The 18,560-nt window shown below is 69.5% G+C and carries 14 protein-coding genes; 5 read left to right on the top strand and 9 right to left on the bottom strand.

Annotated elements, in window-relative coordinates; all coding sequences use genetic code 11:
• Positions 1-209: 209 nt before the first annotated feature.
• From AB4Z09_RS06615 to AB4Z09_RS06625, 3 genes are read right to left on the bottom strand one after another with little or no spacing between them, the layout of a single operon-like run.
• Entirely contained in the window at positions 210-1,037 is an 828-nt protein-coding gene (locus AB4Z09_RS06615) for an SDR family oxidoreductase (RefSeq protein WP_174912052.1), read from the bottom strand.
• Complete coding sequence (locus AB4Z09_RS06620) at positions 1,034-2,500, bottom strand: flavin-containing monooxygenase (RefSeq protein WP_442239389.1); 1,467 nt, start codon at positions 2,498-2,500, stop codon at positions 1,034-1,036. Before AB4Z09_RS06620 ends, AB4Z09_RS06615 begins: the two co-directional genes overlap by 4 nt.
• Positions 2,497-3,441, bottom strand: a complete 945-nt coding sequence (locus tag AB4Z09_RS06625; RefSeq protein ID WP_442239390.1) for a patatin-like phospholipase family protein — start codon at positions 3,439-3,441, stop codon at positions 2,497-2,499. The genes AB4Z09_RS06620 and AB4Z09_RS06625 overlap by 4 nt, the downstream gene beginning before the upstream one ends.
• Positions 3,442-3,501: 60 nt before the next feature.
• Here AB4Z09_RS06625 and AB4Z09_RS06630 point away from each other — a divergent pair, with 60 nt between their 5' ends.
• Positions 3,502-4,134: a TetR/AcrR family transcriptional regulator gene (locus tag AB4Z09_RS06630; protein ID WP_114721865.1), complete on the top strand. Its 633-nt coding sequence runs from the start codon at positions 3,502-3,504 to the stop codon at positions 4,132-4,134.
• Here the strand turns inward: AB4Z09_RS06630 and AB4Z09_RS06635 are convergent.
• On the bottom strand, positions 4,128-4,727 hold the full coding sequence (locus AB4Z09_RS06635; RefSeq protein WP_254622606.1) for a hypothetical protein: 600 nt from the start codon (positions 4,725-4,727) through the stop codon (positions 4,128-4,130). The two genes, AB4Z09_RS06630 and AB4Z09_RS06635, sit on opposite strands and share 7 nt — an antisense overlap.
• Positions 4,728-4,959: 232 nt before the next feature.
• On the opposite strand from AB4Z09_RS06635, the gene AB4Z09_RS06640 reads away from it, so the two are divergent.
• Complete coding sequence (locus AB4Z09_RS06640) at positions 4,960-6,075, top strand: N-formylglutamate amidohydrolase (protein WP_442239391.1); 1,116 nt, start codon at positions 4,960-4,962, stop codon at positions 6,073-6,075.
• Here the strand turns inward: AB4Z09_RS06640 and AB4Z09_RS06645 are convergent.
• From AB4Z09_RS06645 to AB4Z09_RS06660, 4 genes are all read right to left on the bottom strand, one after another.
• Complete coding sequence (locus tag AB4Z09_RS06645; protein WP_114721862.1) at positions 6,059-7,567, bottom strand: acyl-CoA synthetase; 1,509 nt, start codon at positions 7,565-7,567, stop codon at positions 6,059-6,061. The two genes, AB4Z09_RS06640 and AB4Z09_RS06645, sit on opposite strands and share 17 nt — an antisense overlap.
• 45 nt (positions 7,568-7,612) lie before the next feature.
• Positions 7,613-9,241, bottom strand: coding sequence for an acyl-CoA dehydrogenase family protein (locus tag AB4Z09_RS06650; protein WP_174912065.1), 1,629 nt, complete (start codon positions 9,239-9,241; stop codon positions 7,613-7,615).
• Positions 9,242-9,309: 68 nt separating this feature from the next.
• Positions 9,310-10,077: a PaaX domain-containing protein, C- domain protein gene (locus AB4Z09_RS06655; protein ID WP_254622607.1), complete on the bottom strand. Its 768-nt coding sequence runs from the start codon at positions 10,075-10,077 to the stop codon at positions 9,310-9,312.
• Between the two features lie 108 nt (positions 10,078-10,185).
• On the bottom strand, positions 10,186-11,523 hold the full coding sequence (locus tag AB4Z09_RS06660) for an anaerobic C4-dicarboxylate transporter family protein (RefSeq protein WP_114721857.1): 1,338 nt from the start codon (positions 11,521-11,523) through the stop codon (positions 10,186-10,188).
• Positions 11,524-11,637: 114 nt separating this feature from the next.
• On the opposite strand from AB4Z09_RS06660, the gene AB4Z09_RS06665 reads away from it, so the two are divergent.
• Together AB4Z09_RS06665 and AB4Z09_RS06670 are read left to right on the top strand one after the other, a co-directional pair.
• Positions 11,638-16,161, top strand: a complete 4,524-nt coding sequence (locus AB4Z09_RS06665; RefSeq protein WP_442239413.1) for an ATP-dependent helicase — start codon at positions 11,638-11,640, stop codon at positions 16,159-16,161.
• Positions 16,162-16,165: 4 nt separating this feature from the next.
• Positions 16,166-16,951 carry an Fpg/Nei family DNA glycosylase gene (locus AB4Z09_RS06670; RefSeq protein ID WP_174912068.1) on the top strand — a complete coding sequence of 262 codons (786 nt, stop codon included), beginning with the start codon at positions 16,166-16,168 and terminating at the stop codon, positions 16,949-16,951.
• Here AB4Z09_RS06670 and AB4Z09_RS06675 read toward each other — a convergent pair.
• Entirely contained in the window at positions 16,936-17,538 is a 603-nt protein-coding gene (locus AB4Z09_RS06675) for a TetR/AcrR family transcriptional regulator (RefSeq protein ID WP_174912070.1), read from the bottom strand. The genes AB4Z09_RS06670 and AB4Z09_RS06675 overlap by 16 nt on opposite strands.
• Positions 17,539-17,621: 83 nt before the next feature.
• Here AB4Z09_RS06675 and AB4Z09_RS06680 point away from each other — a divergent pair, with 83 nt between their 5' ends.
• The gene (locus tag AB4Z09_RS06680; protein ID WP_114721854.1) at positions 17,622-18,560 is read left to right on the top strand and encodes an oxygenase MpaB family protein; all 939 of its coding nucleotides are present in this window, start codon (positions 17,622-17,624) and stop codon (positions 18,558-18,560) included.

Genomic DNA, 18,560 nt, shown 5'->3' on the forward strand with positions numbered 1-18,560 from the left:
TGCAACTGATGGAGCGTCACCACCGGGGCGGGATCGCGATGGCGCAGGCCGCGGACCGAAACTCGCCGACGGACCGGTGAAACAGGCGGCCCGCGAGATGCTCCATTCCCAGACCCAGGAGTCCGGTCTGATGACGGTCATGCTCGCGCAGCGCAACGCGGCGCCACTCCCCTAGTGCCGTCGAAACCTCCCCGCGCCGACCGCGGGATTCATTCCGACTCGGTGCGCCGCAGCCGCGCGTCATAGTCGGCCCGCGCGGTGGGGTCGACGTGGGTGAGCGCCCGCTCCCCGCCGATGACGCGTCGGATCAGCCGTACCAGCCGTTCGGGCGCCACCGCCACCCCGACGTCGAGGGCCGCGAGGTACCCCGGGACGGGGGTCTCGGCGCGTCGCGTGCGGACGGTGCGCAGGACGGCGTCGGCGATGTCCTCGGGGTCCACGGTGGGCAGGCCCTTGCCGAGCGGGATCCCGGACGTCAGTGTGGTGCGGACCGCGCTGGGCAGCACGGCGCTGACGCTGACTCCGTGCTCGGCGAACTCGAGGCGCGCCGCCGACGAGAGTCCCACGGCCGCATACTTACTCGCGTTGTACACGGCGAGCCCGGGGATGGCGATCTTCCCGGCGAGCGACGCGACGTTCACGACGTGGCCGCGGCCGCGTTCGATCATGCCGGGCACCACGGCCCGCATGCCGTGGATCGGTCCCCACACGTTGACGTCGATCGTCATCTCACCGGTCGCGTCCGGCTCATCGAGGAACGCCCCGACCGGCATGACGCCAGCGTTGTTGACGAGAATGTCGATCGGCCCCACCTCGGCCACGCACGTGTCCCACGACGCCCGGGACCGGACGTCCAGCACGTGGGCGGTACCGAGACCTGCGGCGGCGTCCTCGACCGCACTCCGGTCGATGTCGGCCAGAGCAACGGTCGCGCCGTGGGCCGCCAACGCCCGCGCGGTGGCCCTGCCGATGCCGCGTCCGGCGCCGGTCACGAGCACCCGCGCGCCGCCGAGAGCAATCGCGGGATACCGGGTCATGACGACACCTCCGTCGATGTCAGGTAGGCCGCCTTGTCGAAGTGCCGCAGCCTCTCCCGCATCCGTCCGGTCGACCACGGCCAATTGAAGCTGTTGCGGCCGTTGACATCGAGGAAGTAGCTCTGGCAGCCGCCGGCGTTGTAGACGGTGGTGGCGAGTGCCTGCTGCACCTCGGCGTTGAACGCGGCCTGCACCTCGGGACGGGTCTCCATCCGGGTCCAGCCTGCGGCGCGGGCGGTGGCGATCGCGGCGGCCAGGTAGTCGAGTTGCGCCTCGAGGATCATGAACGCCGACGTGTGGCCGGTGCCGAGCGCGGGACCGAGCAGCACGAACGCGTTGGGGAACCCGGCGACGGTGGTGCCGAGGTACGCCTGCGGGCTGCCCTTCCAGTGGTCGCCCAGGCTGCGGCCCTGACCGTCGAACACCCTTCCCGCGATGGGCATGTCGAGGATGTGGAAGCCGGTGCCGAAGATGATGGCGTCCACCTCGCGCTCCTGGCCGTCGGCGCCGACCACCACGTTGCCACGCACCTGCTGTACCGCGTTCGCGTGCACCTCGACGTTCGGGCGATTCAACGCGGGATAGTACGTGTTCGACATCAACAGGCGCTTGCAGCCGAGCGTGTAGTCCGGGGTGAGCGACTTCCGCAGGTGCGAGTCGCGAACCTGCGCCCGCAGCTGCACCCGACCGATCTGCTGGACCACCCGCAGGATCCACGGGTTGCGGAAGCCGATCCCTAGCGCCTCCATGATTCCGTACTGGATGCGCCGCAACGCCTTCAGCGCGCCCGGCACCCGCCCCATGGCCGCTCGCACCGCGCCCGGGATCGTGGTGTCCGGCTTCGGCAGCACCCACTGCGCGGTGCGCTGGTACAGGTGCAACTCCGCCACGGTCGGCGCAATCTCCGGCACGAACTGCACCGCCGACGCGCCGGTCCCCACCACGGCCACCCGCTTGCCCGCCAGCTCGTAGTCGTGGTTCCACCGCGACGAGTGGAAGACCTCGCCGCCGAAACCGTCGAGCCCCGGGATGTCGGGGATCAGCGGCTGATTCCACGGTCCGGCGGCCRCGATCACCGCGTTCGCAGTGAGCACACCGTTCGACGTCTCCAGCAGCCAGCGGCGCGACAGCTCGTCCCACTGCGCGCGCAGCAGTTCGGTGCCGAACTCGACGCGCTCGTGGACGCGGTGCGCCGCCGCGGTCCGCTCGATGTACTCGCGAATCTCGTCCTGCCCCGCGAACAGTCGACTCCAGTCGGTGTTGGGCGCGAACGAGTACGAGTACAGCGCCGACGGTACATCGCACGCACACCCGGGATAGGTGTTGTCGCGCCACGTCCCACCGAGCGAATCGCTCTTCTCCAGGACGACGACGTCGTCGACCCCCATCTGCTGCAGCCGGATCACGGCGCCGATTCCCGAGATTCCGGCGCCGACGACGATCACCTCGTGGTGGCGGGTCATCCGCGAACTCCTGTCGTGAGGGCGTGCTCCACCGCGGTCCGGGTGCTGCGCAGCGCGTGTTCCAGCGTCGCGAGCCGACGCCGGTCGTCCATGAAGTTGGCGCCCATCACGGCGAGATCCTCGGCGGTCGCGTCGATCCGGATCACCCGGGTGCCGGACGCCTCCAGCGCCGCGCATTCGGCGTCGAGTCCGGCGCTCATCCAGTTCCGCAACACCGTCCGCTCGAGGATCGCCGGTCCCCGAGCGCGGATGCGTCCGCCGGACGCCATGGGAGCCAACACGATCACCTCGTCCAGTCCGCGCCCGGCCAGCAGGTCGGCGGACGCCGTGGACGCCGCACCGCCGTCGACGAACCGTCGGCCGCCGATCCGGACGGGCGGCATCCAGCCCGGGATCGCCCACGACGCCCGGAGCGCCTCCGCCAGCGTCGCGTTCGGTGCCCCCTGCGCACCGAACGCCACCCGCTCGCCGGTGCCGTAGTCCATCGCGACCAGCCGGGTGTCGGGATGCGAGACCCAGCCACCGGCACCGAGACCGGTCGCGAGCCGGTCAAGCCAGCCCGTGTCGCCACCGCCCTCCGGGAGCATCCCGCTCAGCCCGGTCACGGTCGGCAGGCCGCGACGCAGCAGCCCGGGCGAGCCCAGGCGCGGTCGCGGTAGCGGCGGGAAACGTCCCGGCGCGCCGGCGAGATGTCCGGAGAGCACGGGATGCGTCGACTCGCCCAACTGCACAGCCAGGATCTCGTCGACACCGATTCCGCTGCCCAGCATCGTCACCAGCTCGGCCCCGGCCGACGTGCCCATCAGGACGTCGGCGTCGCGCGGATCCCAGCCGAGCGCGTCCCGCACGGCGACCAGCGCCGCGACCGTCCACGCCGCCCCCAACGTTCCCCCGCATCCGATCACCAAGCCGCGACTGAGATGTGTGTCACTCGACGTCATATCTAGAAACTAACAGCATCCAGATACTCTGGGTACCCCAAATGCGCGAGGAGATTGGCGATGCCCCGTCTGACCAGGTCGGAGAGTCAGGCCCGGACCCGGGCCGAGTTGCTGTCGACCGCCCGCGACCTGTTCCTGACCGACGGATACGCGGCGACGTCGCTCGAGAAGGTGGCCGAGACGGCGGGCTATTCGAAGGGTGCGGTGTACTCGAACTTCCGTGGCAAGAAGGAGTTGTGCCTCGAGGTCCTGGACCTGATCCACTCGACCAAGTTCGCGGAGGTCGCCGCACTGCTCGCGGCGGACGGCGAACTCGACACCACACTCGCCCGTTTCCAGGACTGGGCCGAACGAACACTCGGCGATGTCGACTGGACGATGCTCGAGTTCGAGTTCATCGCCGCGTCCCGACACGACCCCGAGGTCCGGGCCGCGCTCGCGTCGACGCTCGGCATGGCGCACGGAATGGTTCTGGCCCTGCTGAATTCGCTGACCGAGACGACCGGCGTCACGCTCCCGATCCCACCCGACGACGCCGCCCGCAGCGTTCTCAGCCTGGGCGTGGGTCTCGGCATCCAGCGCGCCATCGACCCCACCATCTCGGCCCGCATCGTCACCGACAACCTGCGCGCGCTGCTCCACCGGAGCTCGCCCCTCCCCGACTCTGAGGCGAGCGACCGGCCGGGTCAGTAGAGCGTGGCGATGAAATCGAACACGGCGGGCTGGACCGCCGGGTTGTTGTTGGTGATTCCGGTCGCTGCTCCGATCGCGCCACCGATCGCGGCACCCGGGATGCAGCCGACGAACAGGAACAGAACGCAGCCGACGACGGCACCGACACCCGCGCCGATCTGCGCGGACATCTGTCCTCCGTTGAACCAGCCCTGTTCGATCTGCCGGACCATGTTGTCGTAGGCGTCCTGGCGGGCGTCCACGTTGTGCAGCGCAGCGACGCCCTGGGCCGGGACCGCCGGCGTGAGGGTGAGCCTGCTGCCGTCGACCGACGGGACCAGCGAGATGTCGGTACCGGCCACCGGGTAGGTCAGCGGGATGGTGCCGACGGTGGCGCCCGCGGGATCGACGACGTCGACGACATTGCCTGCGACCCGGAAGGTGCCGGCATCGAGCACAGTGTCGAGCGATGTTCCGTTCGAACCGATCTGGGTCTGATAGTGAATGACCCCAGGACTCGGCGGAGGTCCGGGCTCGGCGTAAGCGGTGCCGGTGGCGACACCCAGAGCCGCGATGGCCAGCACGGACACGGCGGCTGTTCTGTGGAGTTTCACGGGGAGCTCCCCTCCTTGCAGGAAGACGGCCCCGACCTGGTCAAAGACCGTCCGGAACATCCACTAGACTAGTGAGTGGAGGCCGGTCTGTACGGCCTTACCGGGATTCTCGACCGAATCTCGAGCGACTTCGACGACGCGGCCCGTCGCCCGTTCGGCAGCGCTCCCCACTGTCCGATTCGACCGCATTTCCCTACCGCCCCAAAGTATTCCGAGACGATATGGTCGAGCCATGACTGGCACGCCGCTGTTCGTCCCTGCCGGAACGGAATTCACGCCCGAGGACCTGGTGTTCTACGCCGACCCAGGCAATCGAACGCTCGATCAGGCGCTGGCCGAGGCGGATCTGCTGGTGAGTTGCCCGCATTCGGGTTACGCGATCCCCGAGGAGCTCGCACCGTTCCTCGCACCCGAGTTCACTCGCAGACTCCAGTTCGATTTCACCGATATGTCCACCGGGCCGATCGTGCGGCGTTGGGCCGAGATCGACCCCCGGATCGTGTATGTCGAGAATCCGCACCCGCGCATGATCCGCGACCCCAACCGGGCCCGCCCGACGGATCTCGAGGCGACGCTGCGCGAGGCATTCGCGCGGGTGCGGCAGGCCGGCCCCGGCAACCGGGCCGACCTCGACGGCGTCGACGCCGTCCGACCGGTCACGTTCTCGTTCTACCCGCTGCTGCGCGAACCCACCGACGACGCCGGATGGAAGCATCTGGCCGACACCTTCACCGAGGTCGCCGACCGCGGCCTGGGCGTCTACGAGCGCACCCGCGACGAGTTGGTCGACCGCATGGCGGAACTGGCCCTGCGCCGCGGCACCGACTTCACGACCCTCTCGTTCCACGACACGATGAACCACACGACCCGACGCGACGGCGCGGTCAACGTCCTGCGGGCCGAGCCCGACCTGCTACCGGATGTCGTGGCCCTGTCGAATCGCGGGGACCACGAGGGCGATCCGCGGGGCGACAATCCGGTCACGATGGACCCCGCCCGGGTCCGCGCACTCGCGCAGGCACATCGCAAGGGATTCGTGGACTTCACCGCCGAGGCGGAAGCCGTGCAGCTCAACCAGCCGTACCTGGGCAGCCAGGAGATCATCGCGGCCGGCGCCCGTTTCGCCGCGCTGCGGCACCGCACCGAGGCCGCCGGGGTCGTCCTCGGTGCGGTGCAGGCCGAATTCCGGCGCGAGTTCCTGCTCGGCGAACGGGCGACGGCCGAACTGATGGAACCGGGCGTCGACTGGCCGACCGCCGATCAGGACCGRATCGACCACCTCGCCCGCGCGTGCAAGGYGAGCTGGGACGAGTACCGGAGCCGGTTCCCGCTCAGACCGTCTCGGTGAGCAGGCGATCGCGGAGCGCGTTCTTCTGCACCTTGCCCGTGGCCGTCGTCGGCAGCGCCTCGATGAACCGGACCCGGGTCGGCACCTTGAAACGCGCCAGCCGTTGCCGAGCGAAGGCGATGACGTCGTCCTCGGCGAGTGCGGCACCCTCGGTCGGCACGACGAAGGCCACCGGCGTCTCGCCCCACTTCTCGTGGGAGGCCGCGACCACCGCCACGTTGCGCACTCCGGGCATCTCGGCGATCACCACCTCCACCTCACGGGAGTACACGTTCTCACCGCCGCTGATCAGCATGTCCTTCTTCCGGTCGACCAGGGTGATGAAACCCTCGTCGTCCGCTCGTGCCATGTCCCCGGTGTGGAACCATCCACCCCGCAACGCATGGGACGTCTCCTCGGGACGCATCCAGTACCCGGCGAACACGTTGTCGGCTCGGACCAACAGTTCTCCCACCGTTCCGACGGGCACGTCGCGGTCCAGGTCGTCGACCAACCGCGTGTCGATCCCGAAGAGCGGCCGTCCGATCGATCCGGCCTTCTCCCGAACGTGCTCGGAGTCGAGCAGCGCGATCGACGGGGCACACTCGGTCATCCCGAACCCCTCCCGGAACGGGATACCACTGCGCGCCAGGAAGTCCAGCACCGAGACAGGTGCAGGCGCACCGGATGTCAGGGCACAGTCGAGCGAGGACAGGTCGTAGCGTTCCAGATCGGGCACACCCATGACGGCCTGCCACATCGTGGGCACCAACAACAGTTGAGTCGCCCGGTGCGCGACCACCGCGTCGAGGACCGCGACCGGATCGAACGACGGCATGATCACGTTCATGGCGCCCACATAGATGAACGGCAGTGTGTAGAGCCCCAGCCCGCCGATGTGGAACATCGGAAGTGCCGTCACGGTGACGTCGCACGAACGCAGTCCGAACGCGGAGGTGACGGCGGCCGCGTTGGCCCGGAGGTTCTCGTGGGTGATCATGGCGCCCTTGGGTCGCCCGGTGGTTCCGGACGTGTACATGATCACCGCCACGTCGTGGCGATCCGTCAGCGCCGGCAACGGGTCCGGATCGGCGGTCGCCACGAGGTCGTCGTACTCCGCCCCCAGTGCTACCACGTCGCGCACCCGCACGCCCGGTTCGTTCACCGCAGCTGCCGCCTGGGTGAACGCCCCGTGCACGAAGAGCAGCTGTGCTCCGAGATCGGCCAGGACATAACCGATCTCGGACGCCGTGAGCCGGACGTTGATCGGTGTGAAGACGGCGCCGAGCTTCGCTACCGCGAAGAGGATCTCGAGGCACTCCACGGACGTGGGTACGACCGCGGCGATGCGGTCTCCGCGCCTGACGCCGAACCGATCGCGTAGCTGGTTCGCCAGCCGGTTCGCGCGGTCGTCGAACTCGCCGTAGGTCCAGGTGCGCTCACCGGACACGAAAGCGACCTTGTCGCCGCTCAATTGGGCCCGCCGGGTGGCCCAGTCACCGATTCCCTGCATTGATCGACTCCTTCGACATTGTGTTCCGGGCCGCGGTCGGCTCTGTCAGCCGACCTTCGAGGTGACGCGATCGATAATTGCTGCGAAGTCCACGCCGGCGGGCAGCGTTCCGTACACGCTGCCACGGTCGCCGTCGATTCTGGTGGCAATGAAGGCATCGGAGACCGCATGATTGCCGTGCCGCACCAGGAGCGACGCCTGCAGAACCAGTGCCATCCGCTCGATCACGCGACGGGCGAGGACCTCCGCGTCCGCCAGATCGGTCAGCTGGGAACGGATCTCGCGGACCGCACGCTGAATGCTCGGCTCGGGACCGGCCAGCGCGACCTCGTCGAAGAACCCTTCGACGGTGCGCGGATTCTTGCCCATCGCCCGCAGCACGTCGAGCGCCGCGACGTTTCCGCTGCCTTCCCAGATCCCGTTGAGCGGGGACTCGCGGAACAGGCGCGGCATCTGAGACTCCTCGATGAAGCCGTTGCCCCCGAAGCACTCCATCGCCTCGGCCGCATGAGCGGGCCACCGCTTGCACACCCAGTATTTCCCGACCGCGAGGGCCAGACGCAGGAAGTCGGACTCCGCCGCGTCACCGCGAGTGGCACGGTCGTGGGCGCCGGCGAGGCGCATCATCAGCAGCGACGCCGCCTCCGACTCCACGGCCAGGTCGGCCAGGACGTTCCGCATCAACGGCTGGTCGATGAGGTAGTTGCCGAAGGCCTGCCGATGCGTCGCGTGATGCACGGCCTGGGTGACGCCCCGACGCATGCCCGACGCCGCCCCGATCAGGCAGTCGAGGCGAGTCATGTTGACCATCTTGATGATCGTCGGCACACCACGGCCCTCGTCACCGACACGCCACGCGAAGGCGTTCTCGTACTCGATCTCGGCCGACGGGTTGGACCGATTGCCCAGCTTGTCCTTCAGCCGCATCAGTCGAACGTTGTTGCGGGTGCCGTCGGGAAGGACGCGGGGCACCAGGAAGCACGTCACGCCCGCGTCGGTCTGCGCCAGGACCAGGAACAGGTCGGCCATCGTCGCCGACGTGAACCACTTGTGGCCGACGATCCGGTAGGTGCCGTCGGGCTGCAGGACGGCGCGCGTCGTGTTGGCTCGAATGTCGGAGCCGCCCTGCTTCTCGGTCATGGACATCGTCGCGAGCAGGCCCGCCTTCTCCAACGGAGGCCTCAGGCCGCCCTCGTACGACGAATTGGACAGCAGCGGTTCGTAGATCGCGGCCAGCTCGGGGTTCTCCCGCAGCGCGGGGACGGCGGCGTACGTCGCCGAGATCGGGCAGGTGTGGCCGGCCTCGACATTGCTCCACACGTAGAACTTGGCGGCGCGCGCCACGTGGCTGCCCGGCCGGGCGTCGCTCCACGGTGCGCCGTGCATCCCGTTGGCGACGGCCGTGGACATCAGCTCGTCCCACGCCGGGTGGAACTCGATGTCGTCGGTGCGGTGACCGAACCGGTCGTAGGGCCGCAGGACCGGCGGGTTCTCGTTCGCGAGCCGGCCCAGTTCCTGCACGTGCTCGGTTCCGGCCAGCGCGCCGAGGCGGCTGACGTCGTCGACGGCCCATTCCGCGCCCTCACGGACGAGCCCCTCGAGCAGCGTCGGATCGTCGGCGACGTTGTGGCCGTATAGCGGAACGGACTGGTTGAACACCTCGTGTGTCTGCATGACTGCCTCCTTCGACTGATTCGGACATTACGTTTTCCGAACAGTCGAAGTCAATGAGTAATATTCGGTCAGTTCGTGTGACCGACCTCCGGAATCGACACGAACTCCTCCTGGTACGCGCCCCACGCCGCATGCACACGGTCGGCCGTCCACGAATTCGGTCGAAGTTCCTGCGGTAAAACAGGATCCGTGAGAAGGTGTCGAACAACCGCGGTGGCGACCGTGAATCGGTCGACCGTGCTCTCGGCCAGGTTCATCAGCTCGAGCAGCCGCCGGGACTCCCGCTCCCAGGCCGGGAGGTTCCACAACGATCCGAGGAGTTCACCGGCGTCGCGCACCGGACTTCCCGTCAGCACCTCCACCGGTTCGGCGGCCAGGTCGAGCACCCGCGTCAGGTTGGCCGGACGCAGCCAGACGCCCTCGCGCAGTTCGGCCAACCGGAGCCGGGACAGCCGCTCGCGCAGCGCGGCGCGATCGCCGGGATCGCGTCCCGTGCCGGTGACGACGACGATCTCCCACTCCCCGTTCCACGGGCGGGTCCCCTGCTCCACCTCGTGCAGCACCCGCTGACGACGTTCGAGCAGCGGTGCACTCAGATGGAACCCGTCGGGTGTTCGCGTGAGATCGCCACCGGACACCATCCGGCTCAACGCGACCCGCGCCGCAGATTCCTTGATACCGAACACTCCCGCGGCCCGGACGACCTGCGCCGGCGTCGGCCGCGCCGGGTGATTGCTCACGAGGAGACTGAGAATCACACCACGCGCCGTCAGTCGCGGTAGATGCGCCGCCAGGTCCAGCCGCGAGCGGTCGGTCGGGTCGTCAGCACCCTCCACGTCGGTTCACTCCTTGTCACGCAGGCAGGGCAAACGGGAGATGTCCCTGCGGCATCGTCCAACCGTAAGGCTCCACGCGCGATACCGACCGTGGGGGCGATCAACCCCTCACCCCAGCAACACGCCCAGGCCCGCACCCGCCGCGACGGTCGTGGCCGCGAGGACCACGGTCGGGATGAAGAACGAGTGGTCGACGAGCTTGGTGCCGAGCTTGGTGGTGCCCGACAGGTCGAAGTTGGCGGCCGCGATCTGGGAGCCGTTGGTGGGCAGCAGGTAGACGCCGGCGAAGGCGCCGGCCCACATTCCGCTGAGGACGCCCGGCGCGATGCCCGCCGCGAGACCGATCGGCACGATCGTTCGGGTCGCGGTCGACTGGCTCGTGGTGAGGACACACACGAGGAACACGCCGAGCGCGAAGATCCACGGTGCCGCGTTCACCCAGTCGCCGACGGTGTTGGTGATGGTGTCGCTGTGTGCGCTGATGAACGTGTCGGTCAGCCACGCGAGTCCGAACAGGGCGATCGCCGAGACCATGCCGGCACGGAACACCGTCGAGGCGGGCACCGTGGACACGTCGGGCCGCGACACCAGCAGGATCACGGTGCCGACGAGGAACATGATCATCTCGATGATCGGCGTCATGCCGAGCGGGGTGCCGTCGGCGGCATCCGGCCGGATGTCCTTGAACAGACCGAACACGACGATCGCGGCGACACCGGCGAGGAAGATCAGCGCAGCGTTGCGGCCCTTCGTGGTCGATTCGAGTTTGAGGGCGCCCGGACCACCGGCCCCCGCGACCTCGAGTTCCCCGGACTCGATCCGGGCCTGCACCTCGGGGTCGTCGCGCAGTTCCTTACCGAGCTTGTTGACGACGAACGCCGAGAGCACGATGCCGATGATCGCGGCCGGCAGCGTGATCTTGATGATGTCGATGAGTTCGAAGTCGTACGGCGAGACGTCGGTGAGCGTCACCATCGCGGCCATCGCGGCCGAGACCGGGCTGCAGGCGAGCGCGACGCCGGTCGACACGACCGACAACGACAGCGGACGCGACGGCCGGACCCCGTTCCGGTACGACAGGTCGTAGATCACCGGGAGCAGCGGGTACAGGATGTTCGACGTCCCGGCGCCCACCGAGAACAGGAACGCGACCAGCGGCGCGATCAGCGTGATCTGTTTCGGCCGCTTCGAGATGAGCCGGGCGGCAATGGTCACCATCCAGTCGATGCCGCCGGCCACCTGCATCATCGACGACGCCAGCACCACCGACAGGACGATCAGCAGCGCGTCCACCGGCGGCGTTCCGACGTCCTCGCCGAACACGAACACCAGCACGGCCACGCCCGCGCCGCCCCACAGGCCGAGCGCGACGCCGCTCGAGCGGGTGCCCATCACGATCGCGCCCAGCACGACCACGAGTTCGAGCACCATCTTCAACGTCTCCATGCCGCCCCGCCCGTTCTTTGTGAAGACCGATCGTTTGTTCAGGAAGCTACTACGCGGTGGGGCCGGGACGCTGGCTGAAAGTGCGTGTCGGTGCCTGCGGGCAAGATGGAGCGCATGGACGCCGTCCTCGACCGCTTCTCCGCGCCCACCCGGGAGTGGTTCGACGGTGCCTTCGATGCGCCGACGGCCGCACAGCTCGGGGCGTGGGACTCCATCGCGAGCGGGTCGCACACGCTCGTCGTGGCACCCACCGGCTCCGGCAAGACCCTGTCGGCGTTCCTGTGGGCGCTCGACCAGCTGTCCACGTCGACCGAGTCCGACCGGGCCACCCGTGTCCTGTACATCTCGCCGCTCAAGGCGCTGGGCGTCGACGTCGAGCGGAACCTGCGCGCCCCGCTGGTCGGGATCACCCAGACCGCGAAGCGGCTCGGGTCGGAGCCCCCGGAGATCCGCGTGGGTGTGCGTTCCGGTGACACCCCCACCGGTGAGCGCCGCAAGCTGATCAAGACCCCGCCGGACATCCTCATCACCACCCCCGAGTCGCTGTTCCTGATGCTCACGTCGTCGGCGCGGGAGACGCTCGCGGCAGTCGACACGGTGATCGTCGACGAGGTACACGCAGTCGCCGGCACCAAACGCGGCGCCCACCTCGCGCTGTCGCTCGAGCGCCTCGACCAGCTCCTGACCAAGCCCGCCCAGCGGATCGGGCTGTCGGCGACCGTGCGTCCGCACGAAGAGGTGGGCCGGTTCCTGGCGGGCGCCGCGCCCATCCGGATCGTGGCGCCGCCCGCAGCGAAGACCTTCGATCTCACCGTGCGGGTCCCGGTCGAGGACATGACCGAACTCGGCGTCGCGGAACCGGATCCGGACTCGATGTCGCCGGCGCCGCAGGCCGGGTCCATCTGGCCGCACGTCGAGGAGCAGATCGTGGACCTGATCCTCGCGCATCGCTCATCGATCGTGTTCGCGAACTCCCGCCGCCTCGCCGAGAAGCTCACCGCACGGCTCAACGAGATCTACGCCGAACGCCTCGGCGGCGCCGTCGAGAAGCAGGGCCGGCCGCCGGCGCAGATCGGCGCGCCCACCGAGGTGAACTACGGCGCCGATCCCCTACTGGCCCGCGCCCACCACGGTTCGGTGAGCAAGGACCAGCGGGCCATCATCGAGGACGATCTCAAGTCGGGACGGTTGCGCTGTGTCGTCGCGACCAGCAGCCTCGAACTCGGCATCGACATGGGCGCGGTCGACCTCGTCGTCCAGGTCGAGGCGCCGCCGTCCGTCGCGAGCGGACTGCAGCGCGTCGGCCGCGCCGGACACCAGGTGGGCGAGATCTCCCGCGGCGTGCTGTTCCCCAAGCACCGCACCGACCTGATCCACTGCGCCGTCACCGTCGAACGGATGACCAGTGGCAAAATCGAGGCGCTCGAGATCCCGGCCAACCCGCTCGACATCCTCGCGCAGCAGACCGTCGCCGCCACCGCGCTCGAACCGATCGACGTGGAGCAGTGGTACGAAATGGTCCGTCGCAGTGGGTCGTTCGCGACGCTACCCCGCTCGGCGTACGAGTCGACGCTGGACCTGCTCGCGGGCCGCTATCCGTCCGACGAGTTCGCCGAGCTTCGGCCCCGGCTCGTCTGGGATCGCGACGCCGGCACCCTCACCGGACGGCCCGGGTCGCAGCGCCTCGCCGTCACCTCCGGCGGCGCCATCCCCGACCGCGGCCTGTTCGCGGTGTACATGGTCGGCGAGAAGGCCTCTCGGGTGGGCGAACTCGACGAGGAGATGGTGTACGAGTCCCGGGTGGGCGATGTGTTCGCACTCGGCGCCACCAGTTGGCGGATCGAGGAGATCACGTTCGACCGCGTGCTCGTCAGTCCCGCGTACGGACTGCCCGGACGGCTGCCGTTCTGGCACGGCGACGGTCTGGGCCGTCCCGCCGAACTCGGGGAGGCGCTCGGGGGGTTCCTGCGCGAGCTGTCCACCAGCACCCCGGACGAGGTGGCCACCCGACTCGCCGCGAGCGGACTCGACGCCAACGCCACCACCAACCTCGCGGCCCTGATCGACGATCAGCAGCAGGCCACCGGACGCGTCCCCACCGACCGCACGCTCGTCGTCGAACGTTTCCGCGACGAACTCGGCGACTGGCGACTGGTGCTGCACTCGCCCTACGGGCTCCGCGTGCACGCGCCGTGGGCGCTCGCGGTGGGCGCCCGACTGCGGGAACGCTTCGGCGTCGACGCCGCCCCCACCGCGTCCGACGACGGCATCATCGTCCGCCTGCCCGACACCGAGGACAACCCGCCCGGCGCCGAACTGTTCGCGTTCGAACGCGACGAGATCGAGGACATCGTCACCGACGAGGTGGGCGGCTCGGCACTGTTCGCGTCGCGGTTCCGCGAATGTGCCGCGCGCGCACTGCTGTTGCCGCGCCGTACCCCCGGCAAGAGAGCGCCGCTGTGGCAGCAGCGGCAGCGTTCCGCGCAACTGCTCGACGTCGCCCGCAAGTATCCGACGTTCCCGATCCTGCTCGAGACCGTGCGCGAATGCCTGCAGGACGTCTACGACCTGCCCGCGCTGCGGGACCTGTTCGGCCGCATCGCCCGTCGGCAGATCCGCATCGTCGAGGTGGAGACCGCGTCGCCGTCGCCGTTCGCGAGCTCGCTGCTGTTCGACTACGTCGGCGCGTTCATGTACGAGGGCGACAGCCCGCTCGCCGAACGCCGCGCTGCCGCGCTGTCCCTGGACTCGACACTGCTCGCCGAACTGCTCGGCCGGGTGGAACTGCGCGAGTTGCTCGACGCCGACGTCATCGCCAAGGCCGAGCACGAACTGCAGCGCCTGGTCCCGGAAGGGCGCGCCCGCGACGTCGAGGGCATCGCCGACCTGCTGCGCCTGCTGGGGCCACTGACCACCGAGGAGGCCGCCGCCCGCGCCACCGCCGACCCGCTGCCGTGGCTCGAGGAACTGGTGGAACACCGACGCGCGCTGCACGTCTCGTTCGCGGGCCGCCAGTGGTGGACCGCGATCGAGGACGCCGCACGGCTGCGCGACGGGCTCGGCGTACCGCTGCCGATCGGCACGCCCGCGGCATTCATCGAGCCGGTCGACGACCCGCTGGGTGATCTGCTGAGTCGCTTCGCGCGCACCCACGGCCCGTTCACGCTGGCCGAGGCCGCGGACCGGTTCGGCATCGGATCGGCCGTCGCGCGGGACGTGCTGGTCCGGCTCGCGAACGAGAAGCGCGTGGTCGAGGGCGAGTTCCGTCCCGGTGCCACCGGCAGCGAGTGGTGCGACGCGGAGGTGCTGCGGCGCCTGCGCCGGCGTTCGCTGGCCGCGGCCCGCGAGGACGTCGAGCCGGTGAGCACCGCGACCCTCGGCCGCTTCCTGCCGGGCTGGCAGCACGTCGGGGGTTCGCTGCGCGGTATCGACGGTGTCGCGACCGTCGTGGAACAGCTTGCAGGAGTTCCGGTTCCGGCGTCCGCCCTCGAAACCCTGATCCTGGGCTCGCGCGTCCGCGACTACTCCCCCGCGATGCTCGACGAACTCACCTCCACCGGCGAGGTGCTGTGGGCGGGCGCCGGACAGATCTCCGGGAAGGACGGCTGGGTGAGCCTGCACCTGACCGAATCGTCCCCGCTCACGCTCGCGACACCCGCCGACATCGAACTCACCGAGATGCACCGTGCCGTCCTCGACACCCTCGCCGGCGGCGGCGCGTACTTCTTCCGGCAACTCTCGGACACACTCGGCGCGACGGACGATCCCGCGCTCACCTCCGCGCTGTGGGACCTGGTGTGGGCGGGATACCTCGGCAACGACACGCTGGCCCCGCTGCGGGCGCTGCTGTCGGACACCTCGCGCTCCACACCCAGCCACCGCACGCCGCGGCGCGCACCCCGCGCGCACGCCTACCGGCGGCTGGGCCGGCCCACCATGCCCACCARACCCGGCCCGCCCACCGCGGGCGGACGCTGGTCGCTGCTTCCCGAACCCGAGCCGGACCCCACGCTGCGCGCACACGCCACCGCCGACCTGCTGCTCGAACGCTACGGTGTCGTCACGCGCGGATCGGTGGTGAGCGAGAACGTTCCCGGCGGCTTCGCCTTGATGTACAAGGTCTTCAGCGGCTTCGAGGACGGTGGCCGCTGCCGCCGCGGCTACTTCGTCGACACCCTCGGCGGCGCCCAGTTCTCCACCTCCGACGTCGTCGACCGGCTGCGGAGCTACAGCGACTCGATCGAAGGCCGGCACACCTCCATCCCCGCCGTCACGCTCGCGGCATGCGATCCCGCGAACCCGTACGGCGCGGCACTGCCGTGGCCGCCGTCGATGTCGGGCGAGGACGCACCGCGGCACCGGCCCGGCCGCAAGGCCGGCGGCTTGGCAGTGCTCGTCGAGGGCGAACTGGTGCTGTTCGTCGAGCGCGGCGGACGCACCGTCCTCACCTTCACCGACGACATCGGCGCACTGCGCACCGCCGCGGAATCGCTCGCCGGCACCGTCAAACGCGGAGGCATCGACAAGGTCGTGGTCGAGAAGGTCGACGGCGCAACGATTCACGGACACGACTTCGCACAACTGCTCGCCGAGGTCGGATTCTCGGCCACCCCGCGCGGCTACAGATTGCGGGCGTGAGGCGATGCCCGAGGGAGACACCGTCTGGCGGACGGCGCAGCGGCTCGACGCAGCCCTCACCCGCCACGTGCTCACCGAGTGCGACGTCCGGGTCCCGCGCTACGCGACCGTCGACCTGTCCGGCAACACGGTCGACTCGGTGATCGCCCGCGGCAAACACCTGCTGACCCGGGTCGGCGACCACACGATCCACACCCACCTGAAGATGGAGGGCGCCTGGCACGTGTACCCCCGGGGCGCCCGGTGGAAGCGCCCCGGACATCAGGCCCGCATCGTTCTGGGCACCGATGACGCCGTCGCCGTGGGATTCTCACTCGGCATCACCGAAGTGATCGGCCGCGACGAGGAGGAGAGCGTCGTCGGCCACCTGGGCCCCGACCTGCTCGGCCCCGACTGGGACGCGGCGGTCGCGGCCGCGAATCTGGCTGCGGCCGAGGATCGTCCGATCGGCGAGGCCCTGCTGGACCAGCGCATCATGGCGGGCATCGGCAACGTGTACCGCAACGAGATCTGCTTCCTACGCGGCGTCGATCCGCGAACCCCCACCGACCGGGTGCCGGACCTGCCCAAGGTGGTCGACCTGGCGCACCGACTGCTCCAGGCCAACCGCGACCGCGCCGTCCGCGTCACCACCGGTGATCGACGGCCCGGCCGACGGGACTGGGTGTACGGGCGCGGCGGCAAGCCGTGCCTGCGCTGCGGCACCCTGATCGTGGCCGACGAGTTGGCCGAGGGACCCGGCCGCGAGCGTTCGATCTTCTACTGCCCCAACTGTCAGCCGCTGCGCTGACCGGCACCGTCGAGCAGTGCGACACAGTGTCCGACGAACCGCTCGCGGGATGTCACGATCGTGCCGTCCAGGTACCCGATGAACAGACTCGTGAGCGCCCCGACGAGGCCGACCGCCGTCATCTGCCGTTCGTCGCGATCGGTGATCTGCGACAGCTGCTCGTGTACGAGCAGCACGAAGGCCGGGGCGAGTTGGAGCCCCCGCCCACCGAGCGCGGGCTCGACGAGCGGCGCGAGCAGCAGCACCCGGCCACGCGCCGGGTCGTCGACCATCAGTTCCACGAAGGCCGACACGGCCGCGGCCGCGCGGTCGTGTGGTGCCGGTGCCGCTCCGACCGCCGCCACGAGTGCGGCGTGCGCCTGCCGGCCGACGTCGTCGTACACCGCTCGGACGAATCGGTCGCGGTCGGCGAAACTCTCGTAGAAGTACCGTTCGGTGAGTCCGGCGGCGCGGCAGACCGCGCGGACGCCGACGGCCGCACCGCCCTGTGCGCCCAGCAGTTCGATGCCGGCGGCGAGCAGTGTGTCGCGCCGGGCGGCACGGCGTTCCTCGATTCCGGTGCCCGCCCACGTCCGCTGCGTACCCACCGCACCTCCAGCCCTTGACCGCGTACCGCCCCGATCCTAATCTGACAACGGGTGTAGTCAATTGCTCCCGGAAGGCGGCTCGCATGACCCGTTCGGACACGTCGGCGCCGATACCGCTCGGTCCCGACTCGCTCACGTGGCGCTACTTCGGCGACTGGCGCGGCATGCTCCAGGGTCTGTGGGCGGGGTCGATGCAGAACATGCACCCGGGTCTGGGCGCCGGAGTGGAGCAGCACTCCCGGTTCTTCGAGGAACGGTGGGAACGCCTGTTCCGGTCGCTGTACCCGATCGGCGGCGTGGTGTTCGACGGTGACCGCGCGCAGCAGACGGCCGAGGAGGTCCGCAACTACCACCGCGACATCAAGGGCGTGGACGCGAAGGGACGGCGCTATCACGCACTCGACCCCGAGACGTTCTACTGGGCGCACGCCACGTTCTTCATGGGCACGATCCTCACCGCCGACAACTTCATGGGCGGCATCACCGAGGCCCAGAAGCGGCAACTGTTCACCGAGCACATCCAGTGGTACCGGCTCTACGGGATGAGCATGCGTCCGGTGCCGCAGACGTGGGAGGACTTCCAGCGGTACTGGGAGCACATGTGCCGCGACGTCCTCGAGGACAACAGGGCTGCCCGTGACGTGCTCGACCTGTCCGACATCGGCCGTCCCCCGTTCCTGATGTGGGTGCCGGAGCCGATCTGGCGGGTCGCCCGGATTCCGGTGTCGAAGGGGTTCGTGTGGCTCACGGTCGGGATGTACGACCAGCCTGTGCGGGATCTGCTGGGCTACCGCTGGGGGCCGCTGGACGCGTGGCTGCACCGCCGCGTCGGCGAACTCGTGAATGTGGCATTCCGACTCGTTCCGGAGCGCAGGCGCAAGCATCCGCGGGCCCGTGGCGGCGTCGACCGGGTCAGCGGGCGGTCACCGGCCGACGCTCCACTGGTGCACACGCCGACGCGCAACCTTCCGCCGCTCGAGCATCGCAACGATCCGAGCCACTACGTTCCACCCCTCAACTGA

Origin of the sequence: Rhodococcus sp. TAF43 (assembly GCF_052113525.1) — a bacterium.
In the GTDB taxonomy this organism is placed as follows: domain Bacteria; phylum Actinomycetota; class Actinomycetes; order Mycobacteriales; family Mycobacteriaceae; genus Prescottella.